The organism is Nannocystis sp. (genome assembly GCF_016714285.1).
Taxonomy (GTDB): domain Bacteria; phylum Myxococcota_A; class Polyangia; order Nannocystales; family Nannocystaceae; genus Nannocystis.
In genome coordinates this window covers 470,540-487,367 of the sequence record NZ_JADJNN010000002.1, presented here as the reverse complement: position 1 = coordinate 487,367, position 16,828 = coordinate 470,540, and the positions used below count along the sequence as shown (strand labels likewise).

Annotated in this window: 12 protein-coding genes; 4 read left to right on the top strand and 8 right to left on the bottom strand. The window is 73.5% G+C overall.

Annotated elements, in window-relative coordinates; genetic code table 11:
• The first annotated feature begins 2 nt into the window (after nt 1-2).
• Nucleotides 3-899, top strand: a complete 897-nt coding sequence (locus tag IPJ59_RS06190) for a hypothetical protein (protein ID WP_293248952.1) — start codon at nt 3-5, stop codon at nt 897-899.
• Between the two features lie 4 nt (nt 900-903).
• Here IPJ59_RS06190 and IPJ59_RS06185 read toward each other — a convergent pair whose 3' ends face one another.
• Together IPJ59_RS06185 and IPJ59_RS06180 are read right to left on the bottom strand one after the other, a co-directional pair.
• Nucleotides 904-1,659 (bottom strand): patatin-like phospholipase family protein, encoded by a 756-nt coding sequence (locus IPJ59_RS06185; RefSeq protein WP_293270174.1) that lies wholly within the window; start codon nt 1,657-1,659, stop codon nt 904-906.
• A 100-nt stretch (nt 1,660-1,759) separates the two neighbouring features.
• Complete coding sequence (locus IPJ59_RS06180; RefSeq protein WP_293270172.1) at nt 1,760-4,933, bottom strand: hypothetical protein; 3,174 nt, start codon at nt 4,931-4,933, stop codon at nt 1,760-1,762.
• Between the two features lie 287 nt (nt 4,934-5,220).
• On the opposite strand from IPJ59_RS06180, the gene IPJ59_RS06175 reads away from it, so the two are divergent.
• Nucleotides 5,221-6,276, top strand: a complete 1,056-nt coding sequence (locus tag IPJ59_RS06175; protein ID WP_293270170.1) for a peptidoglycan DD-metalloendopeptidase family protein — start codon at nt 5,221-5,223, stop codon at nt 6,274-6,276.
• An 82-nt stretch (nt 6,277-6,358) separates the two neighbouring features.
• On the opposite strand, the gene IPJ59_RS06170 is transcribed toward IPJ59_RS06175, so the two are convergent.
• Complete coding sequence (locus IPJ59_RS06170; RefSeq protein ID WP_293270168.1) at nt 6,359-8,014, bottom strand: ATP-binding protein; 1,656 nt, start codon at nt 8,012-8,014, stop codon at nt 6,359-6,361.
• Between the two features lie 45 nt (nt 8,015-8,059).
• Complete coding sequence (locus IPJ59_RS06165; RefSeq protein ID WP_293270166.1) at nt 8,060-8,629, bottom strand: hypothetical protein; 570 nt, start codon at nt 8,627-8,629, stop codon at nt 8,060-8,062.
• A gap of 103 nt (nt 8,630-8,732) precedes the next feature.
• Between IPJ59_RS06165 and IPJ59_RS06160 the strand changes: the two genes are divergently transcribed.
• Complete coding sequence (locus tag IPJ59_RS06160) at nt 8,733-9,887, top strand: cytochrome-c peroxidase (protein WP_293270165.1); 1,155 nt, start codon at nt 8,733-8,735, stop codon at nt 9,885-9,887.
• Here the strand turns inward: IPJ59_RS06160 and IPJ59_RS06155 are convergent.
• From IPJ59_RS06155 to IPJ59_RS06145, 3 genes are read right to left on the bottom strand one after another with little or no spacing between them, the layout of a single operon-like run.
• Entirely contained in the window at nt 9,824-10,258 is a 435-nt protein-coding gene (locus IPJ59_RS06155; protein ID WP_293270164.1) for a hypothetical protein, read from the bottom strand. The two genes, IPJ59_RS06160 and IPJ59_RS06155, sit on opposite strands and share 64 nt — an antisense overlap.
• A gap of 11 nt (nt 10,259-10,269) precedes the next feature.
• Entirely contained in the window at nt 10,270-12,678 is a 2,409-nt protein-coding gene (locus IPJ59_RS06150; RefSeq protein ID WP_293270162.1) for a hypothetical protein, read from the bottom strand.
• 56 nt (nt 12,679-12,734) lie between these two features.
• On the bottom strand, nt 12,735-13,460 hold the full coding sequence (locus tag IPJ59_RS06145; protein WP_293248976.1) for a M12 family metallo-peptidase: 726 nt from the start codon (nt 13,458-13,460) through the stop codon (nt 12,735-12,737).
• Between the two features lie 252 nt (nt 13,461-13,712).
• Between IPJ59_RS06145 and IPJ59_RS06140 the strand changes: the two genes are divergently transcribed.
• On the top strand, nt 13,713-14,498 hold the full coding sequence (locus IPJ59_RS06140; RefSeq protein ID WP_293270160.1) for a hypothetical protein: 786 nt from the start codon (nt 13,713-13,715) through the stop codon (nt 14,496-14,498).
• A 66-nt stretch (nt 14,499-14,564) separates the two neighbouring features.
• Here the strand turns inward: IPJ59_RS06140 and IPJ59_RS06135 are convergent, their stop codons facing one another.
• The gene (locus IPJ59_RS06135) at nt 14,565-16,724 is read right to left on the bottom strand and encodes an ArnT family glycosyltransferase (protein ID WP_293270158.1); all 2,160 of its coding nucleotides are present in this window, start codon (nt 16,722-16,724) and stop codon (nt 14,565-14,567) included.
• Nucleotides 16,725-16,828: the final 104 nt, after the last annotated feature.

Genomic DNA, 16,828 nt, shown 5'->3' with positions numbered 1-16,828 from the left:
CGATGCACGCTCGCGTACCGATCGCCGCGCTCGCAGTCGTTACAACAGTCGCGGTGGCCGCGTGTCGACCGAACCCGGGCTTCATGCTGACCAGCGGGGGCGACGACAGCGACGCCAGCGACGCCAGCGAAACGATCAGCGACACCGGCGACACCGAAGCCAGCACCGGCGAACCGCTGTGCGAGCCCGTCAACCAGCCCGGTGACATCTGCGCCCCGGAGTTCCCGCTGCTCCCGATCACGAAGGCTGTCGTCAATTTCTCGGACCGCCCGATCCTCGGCGCCGACAAGGACGTGTGCGGCGCCTTCAGCTCCTTCGTCGTCAAGCGCGTCGACGACCAGCTGCAGCGCTGCGACGACGGCTGCGATCTCCCCTGCGACGCCACCACCGCGATGAACATCGCCGGCCTCGCCATGCTCACGGACTTCGCCGAGCTGCTCCCCGTCCCTGAAGCGTGCGCCATCCTGTGGCACACCAGCCGCGACAACCCCGATCCCAAGCCCGACCCCGACGACCCCAAGTTCGACGAGTGGACCCCCTGCGTCACCAGCGGCTTCCTGCTGATGGACGAGGCCGATCGCAAGCTCCGCGTCGCCGTCGCCTTCGACAGCGAGACCCCGGACCCCTTCGCCAGCCAGGCCAAGCCGCCGCTGGCGATGAAGAAGGACACCGACACCGTCCACGAGCTCTGCACGGCCCCGATCGGCGCCTGCCTCAACGGCTTCACACCCCAGGCCCTGTCGTTCACCCTCGACCGCTGCACGGTCGACACCTTCGAGAGCGTGACGACCACCGCGCTCCGCAGCCGCGGCTCCGACTACACCCTCGAGCTGCACAACGCCTACCGCTGCATCGACGGCTTCGAGTCCTACCGCTGGTGGATCCGCCGCGAGTTCTGACCGCTCAGGCCGGCGCGTCGAGCCAGCGCAGCGTCGCCTCGCGCGCCGTCGCCAGCGCCCGCGGCCCCCACTCGAGGCGAAACGGCGACACCCGCGGCAACGCGTCGATCTGCATCACCTTGCGACCTGACCTTTCGGACATGTTCGAAACGACCTGCGCGCGCCCGGTCAGCCGCCGCCACGGCGAGCGCGACACCAGGCGGTGATGCAGCACCCGCTCATCGTCCGCCAGCGCCGTCTGACCGTCGCGGTCCGCGACCCCGCCGTCGACCAGCAATCGACCCTCGTGGCGGACCGGCCGGAACATCAGCGGCACCGTGCACGAGGCCTGGATCGCCGACGCCAGCCGACCCCGCTCGAGCACCCGCGCGCGCCGACCCGCCAGCTCGTACACCACCGTGGCGAACGGCGTCGGGCACTGCTCCAGCATGCTCACCCCCCGCGCGTCGAGCAGCTCGTGCAGCCGCGCCGCGAACTTGTCCCCGCGCAGGAGCCCCCCGAGCGGCCAGCCCGGGTCCCAGAAGTCCGGCCGCCGCAGCGCCACCAGCGTCGCCTCGATCTCCTCCGCCCCGAGCCCGCTCGCCCACAACCCACCCGCCAGCGCCCCCGCGCTCACCCCCACGACCCGCCGCGGCCGCGCAGCACCCGACTCCTCCAGCGCCCGCAGCACCCCCGTGTGCGCGAAGAAGCCGAAGAAGCCCGCCCCCAGCGCCAGAGTGTACGGCGCCGCCGCGAGCCAGTCGTGATGCGTGGTCGACATGCGCCGCGCAGTCTACACGCCCACCTCGCAGCACGAGCACGGCCCACCGTGAGCCCGCGCCGCAGCCCGAGCACGGCCCACCGCGAGCCCGCGCCACGCGTCACGGCGCGTGCGCGTACACCAGCGCGAGCAGGCGATAGTCCGCCACCCACTCGTCGACCAGCCCGGCGTCCCGCGCCTTGCCCCCGCGCGCCGCCGAGTACAGCGCCGCGATCGCCAGCGCCGCCGCGATCGCAGGGTCCTCCGGTCCAGGCGTCTCGGCGAGCGCCCGCTGCACGAAGCCGTTGCGCTTGCCGAGCTCGACCTCCCAGCCCGCGTCGGCCACCCGCGCCAGCGTCGCGACCTGCCACGACAAGATCGCCGAGCCGAAGCCCAGCGGTCGCGCCAGCGCCTGCCGCAGCAGCGACTCGAGCCGACGCGGCCCCGGCGGCGGCAGGCGTTGCAGCGGGTGACGCTGCAGCGACGCGGCCAGCCGCGCACCGACCCGCACCTCATCCGCACCTGTCCTCGGGGACAGCAGGTCGGAGATCGCCGCCGCCGCCCCGGCCGCCGCCGCCGCCTCGCAGTGGGCGATGAACTCCCCGAGCCCGCGCTCCTGCGGACCACCCGGCCGCTGCAGTCGCCGCTGCTCGAGCGCCTGCGCCACCACCACGCGACCCATGCCCCGCAGCTCCCCGCCCAGGTGGTCACCCGAGCTCCGCGCCCCCTGCCGCGTCAACACCAGCCGCCCGCCCACGCACTCGAGCGGCGCCGGCATCTGCACGTCGCCCTGATGCAGGCCCCCGCTCCATAGCGCCACCTTGCTCGCCACCAGCCCCTCGACCCGCAGCACCCCCACCGCGACCGCCGTAGCCACCGGCACCACCAACAGCGCGCTCCCGGGCCCCGCCCGCCGCTGCGGCCGCACCTGCGTCGGCCCGTCGCTCGTCACAGCCCCCGCGCCGCTGACCCCGCCCGCCGCCGCGAAGCCCTCCGCGTGCAGCAGCCACGCCTCGCCCGGCGTCACCAGCAGCGCCGGCCCGGCCAGCCCCCGCGTCACCGCCCCGCTCGGCAGCAAGCCCGGCCGCGGCGCCTCACCGAGGGCCTGCATCAAGCTGACCTTTCGGACAGGTGTAAGCGCCCGCGGATCGAAGCGGCGCAGCAGCGGCAGCTCGGCCAAGGTCCCGCCCCCGTCCTCACCGCGCCCCAGCGCCCGCGCGCACAGCAGGTGGCCGAGCAGCGCCGCCCGACGCGTCTCATCATCGGGACGCTCGGACAGCCGAGTCACCTCATCGGCCGCGAGCAGCAGCCCGGCCCGCGCCGACCCCGGCCGCGCGTGCATCTCGGGCAGCGTCGGCATGTCCCAGAGGACATCCTTGCCGATCACCCGCTCGAGCAGCGCCCGACCCTCCGGCGCCAGCGACCACGGCCCCGGCCCCGGCTCGCGCGAGTCCCATCCCGGCCACTTCTGCTGCAGGTTCGCGACCACGATCCCGCCGGCGTCGCGGCAGCGCAGCAGCGCGTCTTGCAAGGTCACCGACCGCGTCTCGTCGCGCCCGACCGCCAGCCCCAGCAGCGGCGACTCCTCCCACGCCAGCCGCGGCCCGTCATCATCCTCGCGGTAGCGCAGCCCGAGCCCCGCGCCGCGCAGCGCCTCCGCCTGCGCGCGCACCAGCGGCACCTCCCATGGCGTCGCGTGGGCCATCCCCTGCGCCAGCAGCGTCGGCATCGCCCGCTCGCCCGCCTCGCGACAGCGCCCGGCCAGCGCCTGCAACAGCGCCGCCTCGCCGCGCAGCCCGTCGATGTCCGCCCCGAGCAGATCGCAGACCAGCGTGACCCCCGGCAGCACCCGCCCCGACTCGCGCACGTGCGCGACCCGCCGCCCGTACGCCAGCAGCACCGTCGCCCCCTGCGTCGCCGTCGGGTAGCGGTGCACGAAGGCCCGCAGCTGCAGCTCCACGCGCACCCCGGCCTGCGTCGTCGCCGTCGCCGCGGCCGCGAGATCGACCGCCACCTCCGGCAGCGAGCCCTGCACCAGGCTCGTCAGATCGACCCGCTCGACCTGCGGCGTGTCCCCCAGCGCCCGCACCGGCACCGGCCGCAGCTCGGGCACGCTGGCCCGCAGCAGCGCCAGCTCCGACGGCCACAGCACGTGCGCCCGGGCCTGCATCGCCGGCGGCACCAGCCGCTCCTGATGTCGCCACACATACAAAAAATCGCGACCCGCCCGCGCCTGCTGGCTCACCACATCGCGACCCAGCGCCCGCCCCGACGCCACCCGCACCTGTTCGACCTGCGTCGGCCACTGCACCCCCGCCGGACCCCGGTGCGCCCGCGCGTCGAGCAGCCACGCGACCAGCAGCTCGAACGCCGCGTCCTGCACGACCCCCGCCTCGTCCGCAGTCAGCCGCAGCGACGGACACTCGATCCACCCCGCCAGCTCCCCCGCCTCCAACCCCACAACCGCCAACGCCGGCCCCAGCGACAGCGTCCGCACGCCCGCGCGCACCAGCCAAGGCCCCCCCATCGCCGGCACCGACGCCCACACCGCGTGCTCACCGAGCGCCACCCGCGGCCCCACCAGCGCGTCCGCCAGCTCCACCGCGCCGGTCTGCCCTGCCGGCAAGAACAACGCCTCGCGCCACAGCGCCTCGATCTGCGCCGCCGCCCCGGTCTGCCCCGCCACCCAGGCCGCCAGCCGCCGCCCCGCGCCCGGCCTCGCCTCGCGCAGCACGACCTCGAAGGCCTGCCGCGGGCACCGCTCGCCGTCCGGCTGCTCACCGTACGGATCTTGCCCCGCGATCTCGCTGTCACGTCGGACGTACACCCGAGCATCCGCCGAGGTGCGCACGGCGATCGATCGCGGCCCGCTCGCGAGCCCGGCGTTGATCGCCGCGCCCACCTCGGCCCGCCAGCGCTTGCCCGTCTCGCCCAGCCACGACTCAGCCCGCTCCTCCTCACCCGCGACCGCCGCGTGGACGATCGCCCGCAGCTCCGCCCCCGTCATGTCGCAGCCACCGACCCCGAAGCGCAGCGTCACCACCCGCGCGTCGCCCTCCTCCCGCGCCAAGGCCACCGCCCGCCCGCTCGTCGACAGCAGCCGCGCCGCCCGCAGCAAGCCCAGCGTCCACGCCCACGGCGCCCGCGGCACGTCCCGCAGCCGCAGCAGCGCCTCCGTCCGCGCCACCGTGAACCCGTGCCGCGCCGCCTGCCCGTCCGCCGTCCCCCGCCGCACCCGCAGCAGCGCCGCCGCCACCGCCCCGCTCAGCACCGCATCACCTGTCCCTCGGAGCATGTCCCCACGACCACGCCCACCTGTCCCTCGGGACACCCCCGCCCACGACCCGCCGCACCGCGCCCGGCCCCGATCACCTGTCTCTCAGGACACCTCCGCACGCCGACCACCGCACCATAACACGCCGCACCGCGCCCGGGCGCTTGCCAGCCGCGCGCGGGCGCTTGCCAGCATCGCCGCCACGGGCGAAGCTCCCGGCCATGGCGGCCTCGCGCGCCATGAGCGGGCCGCAAAAGCTCACATCCACCGTCATGATCGAAACCCCGCACCTCGTTACTCGGCCTCACATGCGCCTCTCGCCCGCGTTCCTCGCCCTCGCCACGGCCCTCGGCGCCTGCAACCCGGGCGACGACGACGGCTTCGCCGACCAAATCACCAACGGCCGCGACGACAGCGACTCCGGCGACGCCAGCACCACCGACGCTCCGCTCCCCGGCAGCACCACCGACGACACCCCGACCACCGGCGCCCCCGACGACAGCACCACGGACGTCCCCGACTTCACGACCACCAGCGACACCTCCACCGGCCTCACCGACCCAGGCACCAGCGACAGCACCACGGACGCCACCACCACGGACACCACCGGCGCCCCCGTCGACGACTGCCCGCGCGTCCGCGTCACCGTCGCCCCCGGCGACGTGCTCAACGTCCGCCCCACCCCTTCCACCGCGGAAGCTCCGCTCGGCACCCTCTCCCCCGGGGCGATCGTCGACGTCCTCGAGCTCGTGCAGGGCGAGGTGCTCGAGGGCAACGGCGGCTGGTACCACATCCACAGCCCCGGCCTCGACGGCTACGTCTGGAGCGGCCTCGTCGAGTGCACCCTCGACGAGCCCAGCATGGACGGCTTCTTCCTCCCGCTCGAGTGCGGCAAAATGGCCAAGATCTCCCAGGGCAACTTCGGCGACTTCAGCCATCAGGGCCAGTCCGCCTACGCCTTCGACTTCTCCGTCCCGCTCGGCACCCCGCTGGTCGCCATCGCCGACGGCACCGTCGCGCACATGTACAACGGCACCAAGCCCGGCGACCCCTGCTACAACGGCGGCGGCATGGAGTGTAACAACGCCGCCAACTACGTGTCCGTCCTCCACAACGACGGCACCCGTTCGATCTACGCCCACCTCAGCGAGACCCTCGTCAGCGTCGGCGAGAAGGTCCCGCGCGGCGTCGCCGTCGGCCACTCCGGCTCCACCGGCTGGTCCACCGGCCCCCACGCCCACGTCGCCCGCACCGAGAACTGCAACAGCTCGTGGTGCCAGTCGATCGCCGTCAGCTTCACCGACGTCCCCGGCGACGGGGTCCCCGACACCGACGACGTCGTCACCTCGATGAACTGCCCCTGAGCCCGACCCGCGCCTGTCCCTCAGGAGGGCTCCACGAATCTGTCCCTTTGGACAGCTCCACGAAATTCCCCTCCGGACAGCCCTACGAACCTGTCCCCACGGACAGGTCCTTCAGCCCCTCCGCGATCGCCCCCGCCTCGCTCCCTGCCCGCCCGAGCCCCGCCGCCACCGCGCAGGCCAGCGTCAGCGCGGCCGTCCGCGGCGCCGACACAAACGCCTTGAGCGCCGCCCGCTGCAGCATCCCGTCCTCGACCCACAACGTCCCCGCCTTCCACGCCGACTCCGGCCACGGCCCCGCCGCGTAGACCACCAGCGCCCCCTCCTTGTCGCTCGCGACCTCGACCCCCACGAGCCCCGGCCGCGCCGCCGTCGAGCCCGGGGCCGCCGCCGCGAGGCGCAGCTGCACCACCACCCCCGCCGCCAGCAGCCCACGCTCCACCGCCGCCCGCAGCCCCTCGCTCGCCGCATCACCGCGCTCACGAAACAGCGCCCGTTGCAGCGGCAGCACCCGCCCCGCATCGATCGCCAGCAACGCCATCAGCCACCCGAGGTCGCTGGCCTCCGCCGCCAGCACCGGGTAGCCCGCGCGCCCCGCCGCCGCCAACAACCCCGTGTCGACCTCATCGGGATCGAAGGTCAACACCGACCGCCCGCGCAGCCGCGTCATCAGCTCGGCCGGTGACAGCCCCGCCTCACTCGCCGCGTCGCGCAGCAGCGGCCGCTCGCGCAGCCCGGCGCCCAGCGCCTCGAGCTCGCGGCCCAGGTGCGCATGCAGGTGTGCGTAGTGCTCGTGTCGCGCCCGCGTCCACGGCCCGGCCTCCGCCGCCGCCGCCTCGATCGCCGCCACCAGGCGCGCGCGCAGGCCCGTCACCGCCGCGGCCGCCCGCGCCAGCACGCCGCGCTGGCCCGCGTCATCCACCACCTTGTCGCGCGCGATCGTCGTCCGCAGCAGCGGCGAGTCGATCCACACCTGCAGGTGCTCCGCCGTGCGCCCGAGCCCCGGCAGCAGCGGCCCCAGCAGCTCCGCCGCGCCGCCCTCCGCCAGCACCAGCCCGCGCCGCAGCAGCGTCGCCGACGGCGGCACCGCGAAGGCCACGTGCACCGTGGTGTCGCCCTGCACCTCGGAGATCGTCAGCGGCGTGTCAGCCGGCGCCGGGCTGTCCTGGATCAGCTCCACCGGCTCGCCGCTCGCGATGTCCTCGAAGCTCAGCTCGAGCCGACAGTAACGACACCAGCGCCACAGGCTGTCGCGCACCGCCTCGGCGATCGCCGGCCGCTCGCTCGCTCGCCCGCGCCGCAGCAGCGTCACCGTGGTCCCCTCGACCGGCTCGCCCAGCCGCAGCTTCTCGAAGCGCCGGTCCGGATAGAACACCAGCTCCCACGCCTCGCCCGCCCGCCCCGTGTGCACCACCACCGCCTCCGGCTCCCACGCGAACACGCTGACGAAGCCCACCCCGTAGCCGCCCGCCATCGTCCGGTCGTCCGCCTTCGTCGACGCGAACAGCCGCGTCAACCCGCCGTCGATCACCGCCTCGTCCATCCCCCCGCCCGCGTCGCTCACCCGCAGCTCGTACACCACCTCGTCCGCCTCGCCGCCGACCTCGGTGTGCGTCTCCAGCACCACCTCCGCCCGGTCGCTCCCCGCGTCCAGCGCGTTCTGGACCAGCTCGCGCAGGAAGTCGTAGGGCCCCGCGAACTGCGCGACCAGCCGCTCGAGCAGCGCGTCGACCTCACTCACGTCAGCTGGCCCTCGGGACAGGTCGCTTCGAACATGTCCGAAAGCTCAGGGAGCCGCTACCCCTGCCGGCGGAGTGGACGGCGCGCCGTCCACCCCGGCCACGGCCAGCTCCGCCAGCGCGGTCGCCAGCTCGCCGTCCTCGGCCGCCAGCGCTTGCAGCTCGCCGGCCAGATCGAAGCCGAGCAGCTTGGCCTTCGGGCGGCCGAGGCCCCAGCGCTTGCGCGACTGGTAGCGCACCGTCCCCTGCGGGTCGCCGTGCAGCTGCACACAGTAGTGGAAGCCCGCGGAGGGCTCGCAGGTCTCGACGCGAATTTTGTGCACCCTGCCGTCCTGCACGGTCGTCAGCTTGGCCCGCTCGTCGCCGTCCGGGGCCCAGTGGAAGGTGTCGTAGCTGCCCCGCAGCAGCGAGCCCTTGAACAGGAAGCCGTACTGTGTCGACTCGGACGCGCGCAGGATGAGGAAGGCGCTGACCTCGTCCTTCGCCGTCTTCGGCACCGCCGTCAGCCACAGGCGATCGTGGATCGGCACCGATGCTCCCGAATCGCCGCAGGCCCCCGCCAGGAGCGTGAGCAGACCGATGAGCGCAGGACTGGAAATGCGGACGAGATGGTTCACGGTGGGGTATCGTCGCTCGCGGATCGCAGCCGCGCAAGCGCGCCCTGCTCAAGCACAGCCTCGATCACGCCAGTTCACGCCCAGATCAAGCCCGGATCAAGCCATGCCACGCAGCACCCCACGCTCCCAGGTTTCGCGCGCCCGCCTCCTCGCCCTCACCGTCGCCGCCACGCTCCCGCTCGCCTGCAGCGGCGGCGACGCCCCCCCCGCCGACGCCAACAAGTCGGCCGCCGCCACGCCGGACGCCGCCAAGCCCGCGAAGAAGAAGCCGAGCAGGCCGGCCCCGTCCGCCGCGCAGGTGCTCGACGCCGCCAAGAAGTACTTCTCCCCGCTGCCCGCCCGCGCCGAGTCGGCCGCCAACCCCACCACCCCGGAGAAGATCGCCCTCGGCCGTCAGCTCTACTACGACACCCGCCTGTCGAAGGGCCACGACGTCTCGTGCAACAGCTGCCACCTGCTCGACAAATTCGGCGTCGACAACGAGCTCACCTCCAAGGGGCACAAGGGCCAGCGAGGCGAGCGAAACAGCCCGACCGTCTACAACGCCGCCACCCACTTCGCCCAGTTCTGGGACGGCCGCGCCGCCACCGTCGAGGACCAGGCGCAGATGCCGATCACCAACCCGGTCGAGATGGCGATGCCCGACCCCGGCTTCGTCGTCCGCAGCATCAAGTCGATCCCCGGCTACGTCGACGCCTTCAAGGCCGCGTTCCCCGGCGACGCCGACCCGGTCACGATGGAGAACCTCGGCCGCGCGATCGGCTCCTTCGAGCGCGGCCTCATGACCCCCGGCCCCTTCGACGAGTTCCTCGCCGGCAAGATGACCGCCCTGAACGGGGACGCCCTCCGCGGCCTCGAGCTCTTCATCGAGTTCAACTGCATCAGCTGCCACACCGGCCCGGCGATCGGCGGCACCATGTACCAGAAGCTCGGCTCCGTGAAGTCCTACGAGACCAAGGACGAGGGCCGCTTCAAGATCACCAAGAACCCCGAGGACAAGTTCGTCTTCAAGGTCCCCTCCCTGCGCAACATCACCAAGACGGCCCCGTACCTGCACGACGGCTCCGCGGCCACCCTCGACGACGTGCTCAACATCATGGCCACCTACCAGCTCGCCAAGGGCAGCCTCGACGACGACGAGCGCAAGTACCTCACCGCCTTCCTCACCAGCCTCGAGGGCACGATCGACCCGGCCTACATCGCCAAGCCCGATCTCCCGCCGAGCGGCCCCGAGACCCCCGCGCCCGACCCCTCCTGAGCCCGGCGCCTCCAACCCCAGTAGCCCACGTGCACTACGGGCTGCTGGCCGATCTTCGCCTCGAGCGCGAGCAGCTCGCGTTGCCGGGTGGCGCTGCGCTTACCGCCGCGTTTCTCGGCGCGCCGCAACGCGATCCATTGCTTGCGCGCCGCGAGCCGCCGCTCATGCGCCGCCAGCAGCCGCGCCGCCGCGATCTTGATCGTCGCCATGTCGGGCCGCGAGCCGAGCGGCACCTCGCGCTCGAGCGCCGCGCGCAGCTCGCGAAACGACACGCCCCAGCCGCGCGCGCAGCCCTCGATCATCCGCAGCAGCGCGATCCACCCGTGTGACGCCGACCCGCCCCGGGCGATCCCCCGCGCCAGGTTGTGCACGCAGCCCACCCTCAGCCCGCCTTCCGCGGCGCGACTGGCTTGCCCGCCTTCCGCGGCTCGCCTGCCTTGCCCGCCTTGTCCGACTTCCCGGCCTTGCCCGGCTTGCGCTGCGCCTCGGCCAGCAGCACATCGAGCCCCGGCGCTGGCAGGAACAGCCACACCGTCGTGGCCAGCGCGTTGCGGATCTCGAAGCCCTGGGTCGCCGAGTAGAAGAAGCTCACCTGGAAGCTCCCGCTGCTCAGCAGCCCCCAGCGCCCGAGCGGCAGGTTGCCGCGAAACTCCGACTTGCGCTCCTTCGCCAGCGCCGCGACGAAGTCGGCCCGCGTCTGCTCGACGTCGCCGGCCCCGCGCTGCGCCTGCACGTGCCGCCACGCCTCCGCCTGCACGCGCAGCGTCGCCGTCATCCCGTCGCGCGCCACGATCGCGAACGCATCGTTCAGCTCCGTCCGCTGCCCGCCCTCCACGCTCAGCACCAGCGCCGCCAGGTTCAGCAGCGCCGTCTTCGCCTTGTCATCCTGCGCCAGCGCCTCGCTCAGGTGTTCGATCGCCTTCTGCGGGTCACCGAGCTCCGCCCGCAGCACCCCCAGGTTGTTGAGCGCCGCGGCCCGCAGCTCGGTCGGCCCCTCGCGCGCCAGCTTGGCGTACAGCTCCGCAGCCTGCTCCCCCGCGGCCTTGTCGCTCTGCCCGTTGAAGCGCAGCGCCAGCGCGGCCGCCTGCAACGCCGTCAGCGCGTGGTCACCCGCGACCGGCCGCAGGTCGGCGATCGCCGTGACCATCGCCGGCATCTCCTCCGCCTTCTCCCACGCCAGCGCGAGGTCCAGCCACGCGCTCGCGCGCGCGAGCTGCAGCGCCGCGTCCTTCGCCAGCGCCGGTGACAGCGGCGCGCGCACGGCCGCCAGCGCCGTCTCGGCGTCGGTCGCGAAGTTGGCCGCCAGCAGCACCAGACGCCGCACGTCGGGCGAGTCGGGGAATTTCACCCCCATGGGTCCCACCTGCGCCGGCAGGGTCCGGAGCGTCTGCAGGGCCTCGGTCCCGTCGCCGCTGACCAGCGCCGGCATCGCCGTCTGCACCTCGCGAACGATCAGCTCCACCACCGCCGCGCGGGCCGGGTCGAACGCGCGGAGGCCCTCCGCGTAGCCACGCAGGTCGGTCAGCATCAGCGTCGCCATCGCCTGCACGTCCTGCTTGCCCTCGGCGATCTGCGGCAGCGCCTCATAGAAGAAGTTCACGCCGACCGTGCCGAGCGCCACCTCGTAGAACTCGCGGTCCTTGTTCGCCAGCGGCTTGCCGAGCGCCACCTGCTGGGCCGCCGCCTTGAAGTCGCCCCCGCGCTGGACCGCCAGCTTGGCCAGCCCGCCGTACGGCCGCGCGTCCTCCGGGTACTTCGCCTTCAGCCCCGCGAACAGCGCCTCCGCGTCGGCGTTGCGATCGAGGTCGATCATCAAGTGCCCGCGCTCGAGCCCCGTCGTCAGCGACGGCTGCGACTCGCCCGCGAGGGCCACCGCGCGGCGCGCCTGCTTCGCGGTCTTCTCGGTCCAGGTCAGCTTCTTCTCGTGCTCCGCCTTCGCCTTCTCGTCGCCGGTGAAGTCGCGTCCGCGGGCCAGCGCCGCGTCGCCGCAGGCCAGCTCGAGGGCGCGGTAGCAGGTGCGCGCCAGCTCCAGCTGCTCGCTCGCCGTGACCTTCGCCCCCAGCCGCGCCACCGCCATCTGCCGCCACGCCACCGCCTGCGCGTACTGGTCGCGGCGCAGCGCGTCGTCGGCCAGGCGCCCCAGGACCCGCGGCACCTCCGGGTGATCGCCGTGCTTGCGCAGCAGCTCGGCGGCGGTGCGGCGGTGCAGCGGGCCTGCCCGTTCGAACATGTCCTTGAGGGCAGCCATCAGCGCGACCAGGTCGATCTCGCCGGGCTTCGAGGCCCCGCTCTGGGCCAGCTTCGCCGCCGTCTGCAGCACCTGCTGGAAGATCCCCTGCTGCATCGTGAAGATCGGCAGGTCGAGGATCGAGTACACCTGCGACAGCGCCAGCAGCAGCTCCGCGTCGCTGTCACCGGCGGCCACCGCCCGCTCGGCCAGGACCAGCCCGCGCCCGAGCGCGAGCAACCGCAGCGGCAACTGGTCGCCGCTGGTCCCGAGCTTGTCCCAGTTCATCAGCGCCTCGCGGATCTCCCGGGTCGCGACCTCGCGGTCCGTCGTGGCGCCGAGCGCCGCCTCGAGCATCCCGCGCAGCGGCCCCGGCAGCGCCGTCAGCAGCGGCTTCTGCGGCCCCGGGTCGACCGCGTCGGCGACCGCCAGCAGCTGCGGGTCGGGCTTCGCTGGTGGCTTCGTCGGCGCCGTCTCGGGCCCGGGCGCTCGCGTCGTCGTCGTCCGCGTGCAACTCGCCGCGACCATCGCCCACAGCAGCCACGCCAGCGGTCGTCCAACCATGCTGGCATCTTATCCCAGGAGCGCGGCCCGACGGAACGCGGCCGACTCGCTCCGGCTCAGCCGCGGATCCGGCTGATGAACTGCGCCGCCCCGCGGCGGATCTCCACCCCTTGCGCGCGCGTGAAGACCTGCTGCGGCCCCTCGCGACACGAGCACATCAGGTTCTGCCGCCCGAGGTCGTGCTCGAGCCCGAACAGGTGCCCGATCTCGTGGACCAGCGTCGTCGCCGGGGCGTCGTTGCCGAGCACCACGTACTCGCGGTTGCGCAGCTTGCGGCTCAGGCCGCGGTAGCGCCAGTGCAGCCCACGCACCCCGCGATCGGCCCGCAGCAGGCTGCCGAGCTCGACCGTGTCGACCAGGAACACGTGCACGGTCCCGTCGCTCGGGGCGAAGCCCGCGAGCGCCCGACGATGACGGCGGTGCTTGATCTCCGCGAAGCCCTCCGGCATCAGCGCGACGCGGGCCACGAACACCTCGATCCCGAACTGCCGCAGCGCCTCGTTGGCCCGCCGCATCGCTCGCTCGAGTCGACGGGGGTCGAGCGCAGGTCGGTCGCCCATGGTCGCCACGTGCAGCGTCACGGCGATCCGCATCCGCACCGCCGCGCGCCGGCCCGGCGCCTGCGGGTCATTGCGCAGGTCCGGCACCACCCGCTCGCCCGAGGCCTGCGCCTGGGTCCCCGTCAGCCACAGCGAGCCCGCGATCAGGCCCATGAGAAAGCCATGCGCCAGCCAGCGGCGCGCCCGCGTCACGAAGCCCCTGTCGCCGCCACGAACCACCATGCGCCCCACTTCACAGTGTGACCAAGGACCTCGCTCGAGGAAAGCCTGCGCGTCACGCACCGCCTCGCAGCGCCACATCGCGCCAGGCTTCGACCCCATCCAGCGGCGAACGACCGTGCGCGCCGCCAGGTCTGCGCGAGCAAGCTCGGCCACGCCGGCCCACCCGTCGCCCGCACCGGACACATGCACCCGCCATGCACCGTCACTTCGCCGTCGGAGACCCGCCCGCCCTTGCTATCCTGTCCGTCGCTTATGTACCTGTTCGGCACCAACGCGACCGCGCCCACCTTCATCCCCGACGAGGAGACCCGCCGCTGGCTCGCGACGTCCCTCCAGGCCGTCATCTCGCAGCTCGGCGCGCCCGCCCTGCGCCCGCAGTGGTTCACCGACACCCCCGCGAAAGGCGTCCGGGCCCCCCGCGACCTCGACAGCCTGTTCGAGTTCATCTGCGCCGCCCAGGAGCAGGTCGGCCAGAGCGACCTCGAGTTCACCCTCGTCGACCTCCAGCCCGGACAGCCCCCGGTGCCGCACGGCTTCACCCCGCTGGGCGACGCCACCGGTCACCTCCTCCACAGCTTCGCGCGCGCCCAGGAGCTGGTCCTGGTCGTCGCCCCGCAGCTGTTTCGCGTGCCCTCCCTGTTGCTCGGCCACGTCGCCCGCGAGCTCGGTCGCCTCGGCTTGTGGCAACAGCCCAGCACCCCGGCGGTCGCCGAGCTGGACAGCGAGGCCGCCGCCGAGCTCGCCGGCATCGCTCTCGGCATGGGCACCTGGGTGGCCAACGGCGCCTACATGTTCAACAACGCCTGCTGCGGCGGAGGTTGTGGCATCGACCTCGGCAGCGTGCGCGCCGCCCTGTCGATGCCCGAGGCCATCTACGCGCTCGGCCTCGACGCCCAGCGCAAGGGCCTCGGCCGCCGCCAGGCTGGCAAGATCCTCGAGAGCACCCAGGCCGCCGCGCTCAAGGCCAGCTGGGACGCCTGCGCCCCGCACCTGGCCGCCCTCCCGGCCGCCCGCAGCGGCGGCGCCCTGCGAGCCTGAAGCCTCCCCCGCAGAACTGGCCCACTGACGTCGACCCACTGGTATCGACCCTGGCGTTGACCGACTTCAAGGCACCGGCACGCGCAGCAGCATGTAGTGGGCGTTCTCGTAGACCGTCTCGATGCGCGTGCGAAGGTCGCCCGGCAGCGTCGTGCGGGCCCGCTTCCCGTGGCCCACGGTCGTGATCAGCCACAGCGTGCGCCCCTGCCCGCGCTGGGTGTCGACGAAGTCCTCGAGCTCCTGGCGGTCGACCTCCTTCTGCACCCACACGTTGGCCTTGGAGAAGAAGCTCTCTCCGCGGTAGTAAAACCACCAGCTGAGCAGCGGGTCCTGCGGTCCGCGGCCGTCGAAGTACACCCGCATCGCCGTCCGCTGCGACCAGTGCTCCGACGCCGCCGGCAGGTACACGTTGAGGGTCCACCCGAGCAGCAACAGCGCCGACAGCAGCATGCTCGCCGCCGCCGCCCGCCCGCGCCGCGCCGCCCACAGCAGCAGCCCGAGCGCGAAGGGCAGCGCCAGCACGGCCATCCGATCGGTCGGCGGCGCCCCGCTGCGCCACATCTGATCATAAAGGTAGGTCGTCAGGTGGGCGATCCACGCCGGCTCCACGATCACGTCGCGCAGCACCAGCCCCAACACCCCGACCCCGACCCCCGCGGCCACCCACGAGGTCTTACGCGCCCCCGCCGGCTCGCCAAGCCACAGCCCGATCAGCACCGCCAGCGGCGGCAGCACCGGCAGCAGGTAATGGTAGTACTTGGTCACGCTGTAGCTCAGCAGCGCCAGGGTCACCGCCGCCCACAGCAGCGCCAGCCGACGCAGCGCCGCCGCCCGCACCTGGCTCGAAGCACCTGGCGCATCGGGCATGTCCTCCGCGCCAGGTGAGCCGCGCCCACCCAGCGCCGCCGGCCCACGCAACTGCCGGGCTGCCCCCCACAGCGCCGCCGGCAGCGCCCCCGACCACGGGAACGCCGCCAGCCCGAGCGTGCGCACGTAGAAGGTGAAGCTCCCGACCGCCTGCTCCTGCTCGCCGGAGCCGAAGCGGGCCAGGTTGTTGATGATGATGAGCTCGTTCACCCAGCGCTCGCCGCGGTACAGCGCCATCGCGTGGTGCCACGGGAACGAGGCCAGCGCGAACAGCAGCGCCCCGGTGCCGAGGCCCGAGCGGCGCAGCAGGTCGAGGCGCCCGCGGACCAGCATGTCGGCGAGCACCAGCAGCCCGACGATCCCCGGGCCGATCATCCCCTTCCCGATCAGCGACACGCCCGCGGCCACGTAGAGCACGCCCATCCACACCTGCGAGCGCCGGGCCCAGCGCAGGCTCAGCAGCAGCACCGCCACGGCCGCCGCCCAGTAGATGAAGAAGTGCAGGTGGATCTGGCGCAGCGTGTCGACGCTCGGGACCCCCGGCTTCTTGGTGAACTTGGCCACCCGCGCCACCGTGTCCGCGCTGATCACGTGCATGTGCAGCACCGTCAGCGGGACGATCGCCGCCGCGATCGTCCCGACCAGGAACACCGCGTAGGCGCGGTCCCACGGCAGCGTCCAGCGGCGCACCCGGCCGCTCCAGCCGCCCCCCTCGGCCGGCGCCGGACGGCGCAACAGCTCGCCGATCGCCCGCCGCCGCAGCGGTCGGTCCGGCTGCGACCACGCCAGCGCCCACGCCCCCATGGCGACCACCACCGGCGCCACGAAGAACATGTCCGTCAGCGCCTGCCGGCCGACCAGCGCCCACTGCGGCATCGTCGACAGCACCACCGCCGTGAAGATCCCCGCCCGCGCCGCCGGGCTCGGGCCGCGGCTGGCCGCCGTCGACTCGTCACGCAGCAGTCGCCACACCACGTACCCGAGGAACGCCGCGCACAGCAGCCCCGCGAGCAGGCTCGGCAGCCGCAGCGCCAGCTCCGGCAGCGGCGAGCGCACCAGCTCGTCGGCGGCCGGCCGCGTGCCCACCCCGAAGATCGCCATGCTCAGCGCCATCAGCCAAAACGGCAGCGCCGGCTTCGACCAAAACGTGTTCTCCGCGTTGCCGTCAGGCCCGTAGCCCGGCCGCCACCACAGGTCGAGCGGGTCGTCGCGGACCAGGATCTGCCGCGCCACCTCGCCGTAGTGGGTCTCCCACGGGTCCCACGGCCCGCACAGCGCGATCGTCGTGGTGTTGAGCGCGACGATCAGCAGCGTGGCGAGGGCGATCCACAGCCAGGTCGGGAGCGTCGGCAGGCGCACGGCCCCCGAGGTGTACCAAAGCCCCGCGCCCGCCGTGTAGCCTTCTCGTCCGCACCCTCGCTGGCGCCCCAAGCCCTGCTCCCGGCAGCCTTCTCGTCCGCCCT

Bases quoted from the DNA above. Each gene is read 5' to 3' on its own strand.
- IPJ59_RS06180 (WP_293270172.1), bottom strand. From the start codon at position 4,933: ATGCTCCGAGGGACAGGTGATGCGGTGCTGAGCGGGGCGGTGGCGGCG.
- IPJ59_RS06175 (WP_293270170.1), top strand. From the start codon at position 5,221: ATGCGCCTCTCGCCCGCGTTCCTCGCCCTCGCCACGGCCCTCGGCGCC.
- IPJ59_RS06190 (WP_293248952.1), top strand. From the start codon at position 3: ATGCACGCTCGCGTACCGATCGCCGCGCTCGCAGTCGTTACAACAGTC.
- IPJ59_RS06145 (WP_293248976.1), bottom strand. From the start codon at position 13,460: ATGGTGGTTCGTGGCGGCGACAGGGGCTTCGTGACGCGGGCGCGCCGC.
- IPJ59_RS06150 (WP_293270162.1), bottom strand. From the start codon at position 12,678: ATGGTTGGACGACCGCTGGCGTGGCTGCTGTGGGCGATGGTCGCGGCG.
- IPJ59_RS06185 (WP_293270174.1), bottom strand. From the start codon at position 1,659: ATGTCGACCACGCATCACGACTGGCTCGCGGCGGCGCCGTACACTCTG.
- IPJ59_RS06160 (WP_293270165.1), top strand. From the start codon at position 8,733: ATGCCACGCAGCACCCCACGCTCCCAGGTTTCGCGCGCCCGCCTCCTC.
- IPJ59_RS06140 (WP_293270160.1), top strand. From the start codon at position 13,713: ATGTACCTGTTCGGCACCAACGCGACCGCGCCCACCTTCATCCCCGAC.